This window comes from Candidatus Nanoarchaeia archaeon (assembly GCA_035290625.1).
Classification (GTDB): domain Archaea; phylum Nanobdellota; class Nanobdellia; order Woesearchaeales; family DATDTY01; genus DATDTY01.
The window spans coordinates 21,239-28,984 of record DATDTY010000083.1; the positions used below are offsets into that span (position 1 = coordinate 21,239).

The window sequence follows — 7,746 nt, forward strand, 5'->3', positions numbered from 1 at the left end:
AATTTCGGTGGAATGATGCTGAAGGGCAATGAGCAACTGCGTTCAAAATCTCTCGGGTGAGCGCCAAGTTCGCCTCTTGATGTTGCTGTGATGAGCGACATATCCCCGTAGGGGGCAACTCCCTTGTCGCACTGCTTGTTTCAGCGTAGAGGCTCACGAATGGGCGCGCACCTTCATTTTGAACGCGGCCGTAGTGAGCACAACATTTATTAAAACAGCAATAAACTAACAGCCTATGACAACATTGCGTCATGTTGAGCGGCTGGTTCTGGGGAGGCTGGAGCTTAATGCCAGAATCCAGTTTTCCACTCTTGGGAGGCAGATCAGAAAGAGCCAGCAGCAAGTGAGCTATACGGTCAATTCCCTGGTGGAGAAGGGCGTTATCCGGCAGTTCTACCCCCTTCTGGATTACTCCAAGCTGGACAGCCTCAATTTCCGGGTGTACTTCAAGGTCGTCTATATCAGCCAGGAGAAATTCGACGAGATGGTCCAGTACCTCATCGCAGAGCCTCATACTGCGTGGATTGCAGGATGCGGAGGGAGATATGACCTGATCTGCACATTTTTGGCGCTCAATCCCTCCCAGTTTAACAAGACGTTGAGGGGCATTATGGAGAAGTTTCCTGAGCAGCTGCAAAATTACACGGTGCTTACCACAATCGTGATTACACAGTTTGGCAGGAAATATCTCTTCCGCCATGACTTGCTTCCCGCAGTTATCATCGGAGGGGATCGGAAACCGGAAAAGGTGGATGTGACAGACCTCCATATTCTCCAGGTGCTTGCTGAGGATGGCCGGGCAAGCGCTGTCAGGATTGGGCAGCTGTTCTCGATGAGCCCGAAGACTGTCATTGAGCGGATCAAGCGCCTGCAGGAGCGAAAGATCATTCTCGGTTTTAGGCCGTCACTCAACCCCCGGAAGATGAATTATATCTCTGCCCTGCTGACCATCAAGTACCATAACATCTCAATCGAGATGGAGAAAAGCCTGATCAGCCACCTTAAGGCGCATCCGAACGTTGTCAGCATAGCCAAGACCTTAGGGGAATGGGATATTGAAATCATCACTGAAGCTCCGGATATCATGGAGCTCAGGAAGACTGAGATGGAGATACGGCAGAAATTTACCGTGCTCATCCAGCAGATTGAGAGTGTCCCGCTGTATAAGATCTACAAGACGAATTTTTTTCCGAAGTTTTTGGTGGGATAACCTTTTTATACTTGGGTTTCTGGAAGGGTGCTATGGGTTTTTTCCACCTTCGCGATATTGATGTACGGAACAAGAGAGTCCTCGTGCGGACAGGATTTGATGTTCCGCTTCTTTCTGGAAAAATCGAAGATGATCGGAGGATCAGGGAGGGGCTTCCAACAATAAGGCATCTGCTTTCCAGGAAATGCAAAGTTATCCTTATTGGCCACATGGGGAGGCCTGGAGGAAGGAGGATTGAGGAATTCCGATACGATCCTGTTGCAAAGAGGCTTTCTCAGCTGCTTGGCAGAAAGGTGGCAAAACTCGATGACTGCGTTGGCCCAAAGGTTGCCAGGAAGCTGAAACTCCAGAAGCCAGGCCAGATCATTCTTCTGGAGAACCTGAGATTCCACAAGGAAGAGCAATCCACAACAACGGGAGAGAGGAGGAGGTTTGGCAAAGCCCTTGCCTCCTACGCAGACGTGTATGTGAATGAGTGCTTCTCAGATTCCCATCATGATGACACCTCAATCACTGAGGTTCCTGCCCATATCCTAAGCTGCTCGGGATTCCAGCTTGATGCTGAGCTGGAACACCTGGGAAAGGCTGCAAAGCCCAAGCGGCCTTTTGTTGCGATTGTCGGAGGGAAGAAGGCTGAGAAGATCGCGACCCTGGAAAAGCTCCTGAAAAGGGCAGATGCGGTGATTGTCTCAGGCCTGATGGCAAATACCTTCCTTAAGGCCATGGGCATTGATATCCAGACCTCTCTTTATTCAGAAGAGATGCTGAGCCAGGCAAGGAAGCTCTGCAGGCATAAGAAAGTTATCCTGCCGTTTGACTGCGTCTACATCAATGGAAAAGTGAAGCAGTGCGCAATTTCTCAGTTGCCGAAAGGAGCGAGCATAATGGACATTGGGATGGGGACTCTTGCCTCTTATAAGAGGATTCTGAGGCTGGCAAGGACTGTCTTTTGGGCAGGGCCTGTTGGAAAGTTTGAAGATAAGCGTTTTGCCCGCGGCACAAAGGAGATTGCATTTTGCATTGCCAGGAGCAATGCGATCTCTATTGTCGGAGGAGGAGACACTTCTGCCGCAGTTGACCAGTTCGGGGTGGCGAGGAGATTTACGCACATCAGTTCAGGCGGCGGAGCATCCCTTGCTGTGGTTGAGGGGAAGAAACTGCCGGGGATTGCTGCTTTGGAGGAGAGCTATAGGAAATTTAAGAAGGCTCCCTGATCTTTTTAATGTTTTCCCAGAGTCCGATTATGTTGCTTTCAGTATCCCTGAAATAGGCTGCGTATCCCATTTCTCCTACCTGGAATTTTCCTTTTATCATTTTTCCGCCGTTTGCTTCAATCTTCTTTGATGAATCCTCAATGCTTGCCACATTGATGGTTATGACTGCTGAATCAATCGGGGCTTGTCGCCGCAGTATTCCTCCATTGATGAACCCGCTTTCCTTCGCCATGCCTTTCTCATCTGTAGGGCCTGTGCGGAGTATGACGTACTTCATCTCGGGTATTGAAACGGCATTCCAATTGAAAACAGCCTCATAGAATCTTTTTGCCCTCTCTACCTGGTCTGCAGGTATCTCAAAATGCACTACTTTGTCCATTCTTTTCTCCCTCCTTGCGTGCGTTAGCCTGATTCCTGAATCTTCCCAATCTGAGAATTGAGCAGCCTTATCTCCTTTAGTGCAGCTCCAACATAGTCTGAACTGCCATTTTCATCCTTCTCATACGCATAAATAATGCTTGAAGTTGCATGGATGCGGTGAATCCTCTCTTTTGGAACTGCTTCCAATGAGCCTGCCTGGGCTCCGATGCCGGGTATGAGCAATGGGACTGGCTGCTTGAATGCTTTGGTTATCCTTTTTAGCTCTCCAGGAAAGGTTGCTCCTATTACAGAGCCTATTCCAGGGGTGTAATGCTTATTGATCATCTGGGCTATTTTCATCGGGTCCTGGAATTCTGATGAGCTGGGATTGGATGTTTTTGTAAGGATATAGATGCCTTTTCCCTTTTTGCAGTATTCAAAGAAGGGCTGTAAGGAGTCTGATCCCAAAAATGGGTTTACAGTTACTGCATCTACCTCCCAGAAATCAAAGATCGCTTTTGCATAGACTGCATTGGTTTTAGCAATATCTCCGCGCTTTGCATCTAAAATCACGATGTGATCCTTTCCTTTTGCCAGCTCGATGACCTTTTTTAATGCCCTCAACCCTTCAAATCCGTATTGCTCATAATAAGGAATGTTTGGCTTTACTGCGCCAATCGGGATGTTTTCACCGTCAATTGCTTCAATGATGTTTTTAAAAAAAGAAAAGATTGTCTTTTCAATGCCCTTATTTGTTTTATCTTTTATTGGTATCTTTTCAATAATGGGATCCAGTCCAACAGAGAGGATTGACTCTTTTTCCTTTAATCTGTCTATATAATTCATTTTATAATTCATTTTGGCCACTTCTTCGGGTCTTTGCTCCATTCGAGGCAGGCCTGTTTTTCTTTCGGTGTTATGCACTTTTTTTCTTCTGCCGCATTCAGCAATGCTGAGAAATTAGACAGGGTTGTAAGCGTTACCCCTGCTTTTGAGAAGCCTTCCCTTGATTCCTTCATCTCATACGTGAAGATTGCAATGCAGTCTGTGACTACGCCTCCTTTGTCCCGTATTGCCTGAATCGCATTTAAGGCTGAGCCTCCTGTTGAGATCAGATCCTCTACCACAAGGACTTTCTGACCTGGCTTTAGAACACCTTCAACCTGGTTTCCCTTGCCGTGCTCTTTTGCCTTTGGTCGGACATAGATCATTGGCTTCTTGAGCTTTGCGGCAACTAATGAGGCATGGCTGATGCTTCCTGTTGCCACTCCTGCGATGATATCAAAGCTCAGTTTTTTTTGTTGTATTACGTCTGCCATTGATTGTATAATTGCTTCCCATTTCTCAGGATAGCTCATCAGAAGCCTGTTATCACAGTAGATCGGCGCTTTAATGCCGGAAGTCCAGACATACGGCTTTAATGGCGATAATGTGACTGCCTTGATGCTGAGAAGGAGGCTTGCTACCTGTTCTGGAGCCATAAACTCCTGGTTTTGAGGGAGTCTTTTATAGTTTGCGGTTGCAGGGCTCCATGCAGTTAATCTCCTTATGTCCCTTATAGAAATCTAGACCAGTCTCTACTTCATATGTAAAAATGATAAATCAAAAAAATCCCATCTCCTCTATTCCAGAGGGTCGCCTAGCTTCTAGAATCTTCGTGGCTTTTTTTTACGGAAGCACTCTCTGCAGTATACTGGCCTGTCTCCTGCTGGCTTGAACGGAACTTCGCATTCTTGGCCGCAGTCTGCACAGGTAGCTTTGTGCATTGTTCTTTCCCCAAAATCTCCTTGCATTTGTTTTTCCTCTGCATAAAAAAGAACGAGCCTTTCTTATGGTACGAGGGAGAATTCATGGCGGGTTTATAAACTTTTCCCCTGGCACGGGCTCAGTAGAAAGCCTTGCTGTGGCTTGCGAGTGAGCTCCTTCTCACTCGCTCACAAGCCACCGGTTGCCACAGGTACTCAAAAATGCTTCACATTTTTGGTCGCTCCTTCGGAGCAGTTCGGCTCGCATTGTACTCTGAATAAACCGGCATTCCCCGAATGGGGCTTCCCCGTTGTCGGTCTGCATTTGAGCCGAGCCTCACGAAGGGCGGCAACGACGGCTTTCTGCTGAGCCCCTGGCGCGGCGCCCACCAACCCCTGCTTATTTCTTCTTTATCCTCTTCAGCCGGAACACATTCTCGCGCTCCATCTCCTCCAGCCTTAAGGTGATGAAGTCCTTGGCCCTCTTCATGCGCGGAATGACCTCAAACTCAAGCGCATTTACTCTCCTCTTGGTCTTATCAATCTCAGCCAGGATCTTTTTCATGGCAGTCTCGGTTTCTGCTTGCCTGACGATATCCAGGACCACCTTCTCAAATGCCTCTGCTGCCTCATCGATCACTGCTGAGGAGCTTGCAATGCTGTAGCCGCGCTGAAGCATCCCTTTCTGAACTGCTGTTGAGCTCACTCTCGGGACGACCACTCCCATGATATTTGCCTGGCCAAGCTGGACCTGCGGGCGCTCCCTGATGGCAAGGCTGAGCGACTCAAGAGTCACATCAGACTCAATAAGTCTTGCAGTCTCTATCTTCTCCAAAGCTTCCCTGTAGTGCCCTGCAACCTGGCTGCGCAGGCGTTTCGCCTCCTTAAGAATCTTGAAGAATTCCAGGATCAGGCCATCCCTCTTCTTCTTCAGGAGCCCGTACCCTGACTGGGCAAGCTTGATCCGCTTCTTGAGCTTGATAAGCTCAGACCGTGTTGGCTTTACGTCAAGGGCCATGTTCCCTAACCATCTCTCTTGAGGAACTTTTCCTTCAGCTCAGGAGACAGCCGCGCCAATTCATTCTCCGGGATCGGAGCAAGGAGCTCCCACCCTATTCCCAGCGTTGTCTGGATATTTCTGTCATCTGATTTTCCCTGAGTGACAAAACGCTTCTCGAATGCATCTGCGAATTTCAGGAGCCTCTTATCCCTCTCAGAGAGCGACTCCTCTCCAACAATGGCGACAAGGCCCCGGAGATCCCTTCCTTCAGCATAGCTGGCATACATCTGGTCTGAGAGCTGCTTGTGGTCTTCCCTTGTCTTTTCCTTGCCGATGCCAAGGTTCATCAGCCGGGAAAGGCTGGGCAGGACATCAACTGGAGGATAGATATTCTTCCGGTGCAGCTCTCTGCTCAGGACAATCTGGCCTTCTGTGATGTATCCTGTCAAATCAGGGATCGGATGCGTGATATCATCTCCAATCATCGTCAGGATTGGGAACTGGGTGATAGAGCCCTTCCTGCCCTTGATCATGCCTGCGCGCTCGTAGATGGAGGCAAGGTCTGTGTACATGTATCCAGGATAGCCTCTTCTTCCAGGAACCTCCTCCCTGGCAGCTCCAATTTCGCGCAGCGATTCGCAGTAGTTGGTCATGTCTGTGAGGATAACCAGCACGTGCATCTCAAGCTCATAGGCAAAGTATTCAGCGCATGTCAGCGCCATCTTTGGGGTGATAAGCCGTTCAACAGCAGGATCATCAGCCAGGTTGAGGAACACAACGCTCCTCTCCAATGCGCCTGTCTTCTCAAAGTCTCTGATGAAATACTGGGCCTCTTCATTCGTGATGCCCATTGCTGCAAAAATAACAACAAATTTTTCCTTTTGGCCAAGGACCTTTGCCTGGCGCGCGATCTGAAGCGCAATCTCGTTATGGGGCAGGCCGGAGCCTGAGAAGATCGGAAGCTTTTGGCCCCTGACAAGCGTATTTGTCCCATCAATCGTGGAGATGCCTGTCTGGATAAAATCAGCAGGGGATGCCCGGGAGTAGGGGTTGATTGCCTGGCCGCTGATCTCAAGGCGCTTCTTTGGGATGATTTCAGGGCCCTTATCAATCGGCCTTCCAGCGCCGTTCAGGATCCTTCCCAGCATCTCTTCAGTGCAGGAAAGCTTGATCGTCTCTCCAAGGAACTTGACTGATGAAGACATGTCAATTCCCGAGGTTCCTTCAAAAACCTGCACAACAACAACCTCTTCTGAAGTATCCAGCACCTGGCCGTTTTTTATTGTTCCGTCAGGGAGCTTGACCTTCACCAGCTCTGCGTAGCCAACCGGCTCAGTCTTCTTGACAAAGATCAATGGACCCGCAACCCTGCTTATGGTTTTGTATTCTTTCATTGTTTCACCATTATTCTTCATGCTCCAACCCGCCAAACTCCTTTTCCATCTCCTTATTTATGGATTCCAGGCTTGATGCGTACTCCTTGACAAACTTGACGTTGGGGATCCTGTCCCTAGCTTTTACCTTCAGGATATCCTTAACAAGGCAGCCTTTCTCCAGAGACTCGTGCGCATGCTTCGCATACAGCAAGATACTTTTCATCATCAGATATGTCTTGTTCAGGGAGCAATAGGTGTCTATCTCATGATATGCGTTCTGCTGCAGGATAATCTCCCTGATCATCCGGGCGACCTCAAGGGTTATCTGCTCCTTCTCCGGCAGCGCGTCTGATCCAACGAGCTGGACGATTTCCATGAGCTTTTCTTCGTCCTGCAGGATGGACATGATCTGGTTGATCAGGCCTCTCCATTCCTTAGCAACATTCTCGGAATACCATGGCTCTAATGTATCCAGATAAAGGGAATAGGATGTGAGCCAGTTAATTGAAGGAAAATGGCGCCTTTGGGCAAGCTTCGCATCAAGCGCCCAAAAGGTCTTTGCAACCCTCAATGTTGACTGGGTGACAGGCTCTGAGAAGTCTCCGCCTGGCGGAGAGACTGCTCCGATAACAGTAACTGAACCCTCTGTTGCTGAGCCCTCCTTTGCGCCAAGAGGGACCGCCCGGCCTGAGCGCTCATAGAATTCTGAAAGCCTTGTTGACAAATATGCAGGATATCCTTCCTCGCCTGGCATTTCCTCCAGCCTTGAGGAGATCTCACGCATGGCTTCTGCCCATCGCGATGTTGAGTCAGCCATCAATGCAACTGAGTAGCCCATGTC

General features: G+C 49.0%; 9 protein-coding genes. 2 read left to right on the forward strand and 7 right to left on the reverse strand.

Features of this window, described 5'->3' with window-relative positions; translation table 11 throughout:
• Positions 1-235: 235 nt before the first annotated feature.
• Entirely contained in the window at positions 236-1,210 is a 975-nt protein-coding gene (locus VJB08_07315) for an Lrp/AsnC family transcriptional regulator (GenBank protein HLD43763.1), read from the forward strand.
• 32 nt (positions 1,211-1,242) lie between these two features.
• Positions 1,243-2,424, forward strand: coding sequence for a phosphoglycerate kinase (locus VJB08_07320; GenBank protein ID HLD43764.1), 1,182 nt, complete (start codon positions 1,243-1,245; stop codon positions 2,422-2,424).
• Here VJB08_07320 and VJB08_07325 read toward each other — a convergent pair.
• From VJB08_07325 to VJB08_07355, 7 genes are all read right to left on the reverse strand, one after another.
• The gene (locus VJB08_07325) at positions 2,408-2,803 is read right to left on the reverse strand and encodes a VOC family protein (GenBank protein ID HLD43765.1); all 396 of its coding nucleotides are present in this window, start codon (positions 2,801-2,803) and stop codon (positions 2,408-2,410) included. The two genes, VJB08_07320 and VJB08_07325, sit on opposite strands and share 17 nt — an antisense overlap.
• Before the next feature lie 23 nt (positions 2,804-2,826).
• Complete coding sequence (pyrF, locus tag VJB08_07330) at positions 2,827-3,630, reverse strand: orotidine-5'-phosphate decarboxylase (protein HLD43766.1); 804 nt, start codon at positions 3,628-3,630, stop codon at positions 2,827-2,829.
• Positions 3,631-3,638: 8 nt separating this feature from the next.
• Complete coding sequence (gene pyrE / locus VJB08_07335; GenBank protein HLD43767.1) at positions 3,639-4,265, reverse strand: orotate phosphoribosyltransferase; 627 nt, start codon at positions 4,263-4,265, stop codon at positions 3,639-3,641.
• A 158-nt stretch (positions 4,266-4,423) separates the two neighbouring features.
• Positions 4,424-4,636 carry a hypothetical protein gene (locus tag VJB08_07340; protein ID HLD43768.1) on the reverse strand — a complete coding sequence of 71 codons (213 nt, stop codon included), beginning with the start codon at positions 4,634-4,636 and terminating at the stop codon, positions 4,424-4,426.
• 293 nt (positions 4,637-4,929) lie between these two features.
• A complete protein-coding gene (locus VJB08_07345) occupies positions 4,930-5,547 on the reverse strand; it encodes a V-type ATP synthase subunit D (protein ID HLD43769.1) in 618 nt (205 codons plus the stop codon).
• A gap of 5 nt (positions 5,548-5,552) precedes the next feature.
• The gene (locus tag VJB08_07350) at positions 5,553-6,923 is read right to left on the reverse strand and encodes a V-type ATP synthase subunit B (GenBank protein HLD43770.1); all 1,371 of its coding nucleotides are present in this window, start codon (positions 6,921-6,923) and stop codon (positions 5,553-5,555) included.
• A gap of 10 nt (positions 6,924-6,933) precedes the next feature.
• On the reverse strand, positions 6,934-7,746 hold an 813-nt coding region (locus VJB08_07355; GenBank protein ID HLD43771.1), incomplete at its 5' end, for a V-type ATP synthase subunit A.

What these genes read in the sequence shown, in the direction of transcription:
- VJB08_07315 (HLD43763.1), top strand. Translation starts at nt 236, where the DNA reads ATGACAACATTGCGTCATGTTGAGCGGCTGGTTCTGGGGAGGCTGGAG.
- VJB08_07320 (HLD43764.1), top strand. Translation starts at nt 1,243, where the DNA reads ATGGGTTTTTTCCACCTTCGCGATATTGATGTACGGAACAAGAGAGTC.
- VJB08_07325 (HLD43765.1), bottom strand. Translation starts at nt 2,803, where the DNA reads ATGGACAAAGTAGTGCATTTTGAGATACCTGCAGACCAGGTAGAGAGG.
- pyrF (HLD43766.1), bottom strand. Translation starts at nt 3,630, where the DNA reads ATGAATTATATAGACAGATTAAAGGAAAAAGAGTCAATCCTCTCTGTT.
- pyrE (HLD43767.1), bottom strand. Translation starts at nt 4,265, where the DNA reads ATGGCTCCAGAACAGGTAGCAAGCCTCCTTCTCAGCATCAAGGCAGTC.
- VJB08_07340 (HLD43768.1), bottom strand. Translation starts at nt 4,636, where the DNA reads ATGAATTCTCCCTCGTACCATAAGAAAGGCTCGTTCTTTTTTATGCAG.
- VJB08_07345 (HLD43769.1), bottom strand. Translation starts at nt 5,547, where the DNA reads ATGGCCCTTGACGTAAAGCCAACACGGTCTGAGCTTATCAAGCTCAAG.
- VJB08_07350 (HLD43770.1), bottom strand. Translation starts at nt 6,923, where the DNA reads ATGAAAGAATACAAAACCATAAGCAGGGTTGCGGGTCCATTGATCTTT.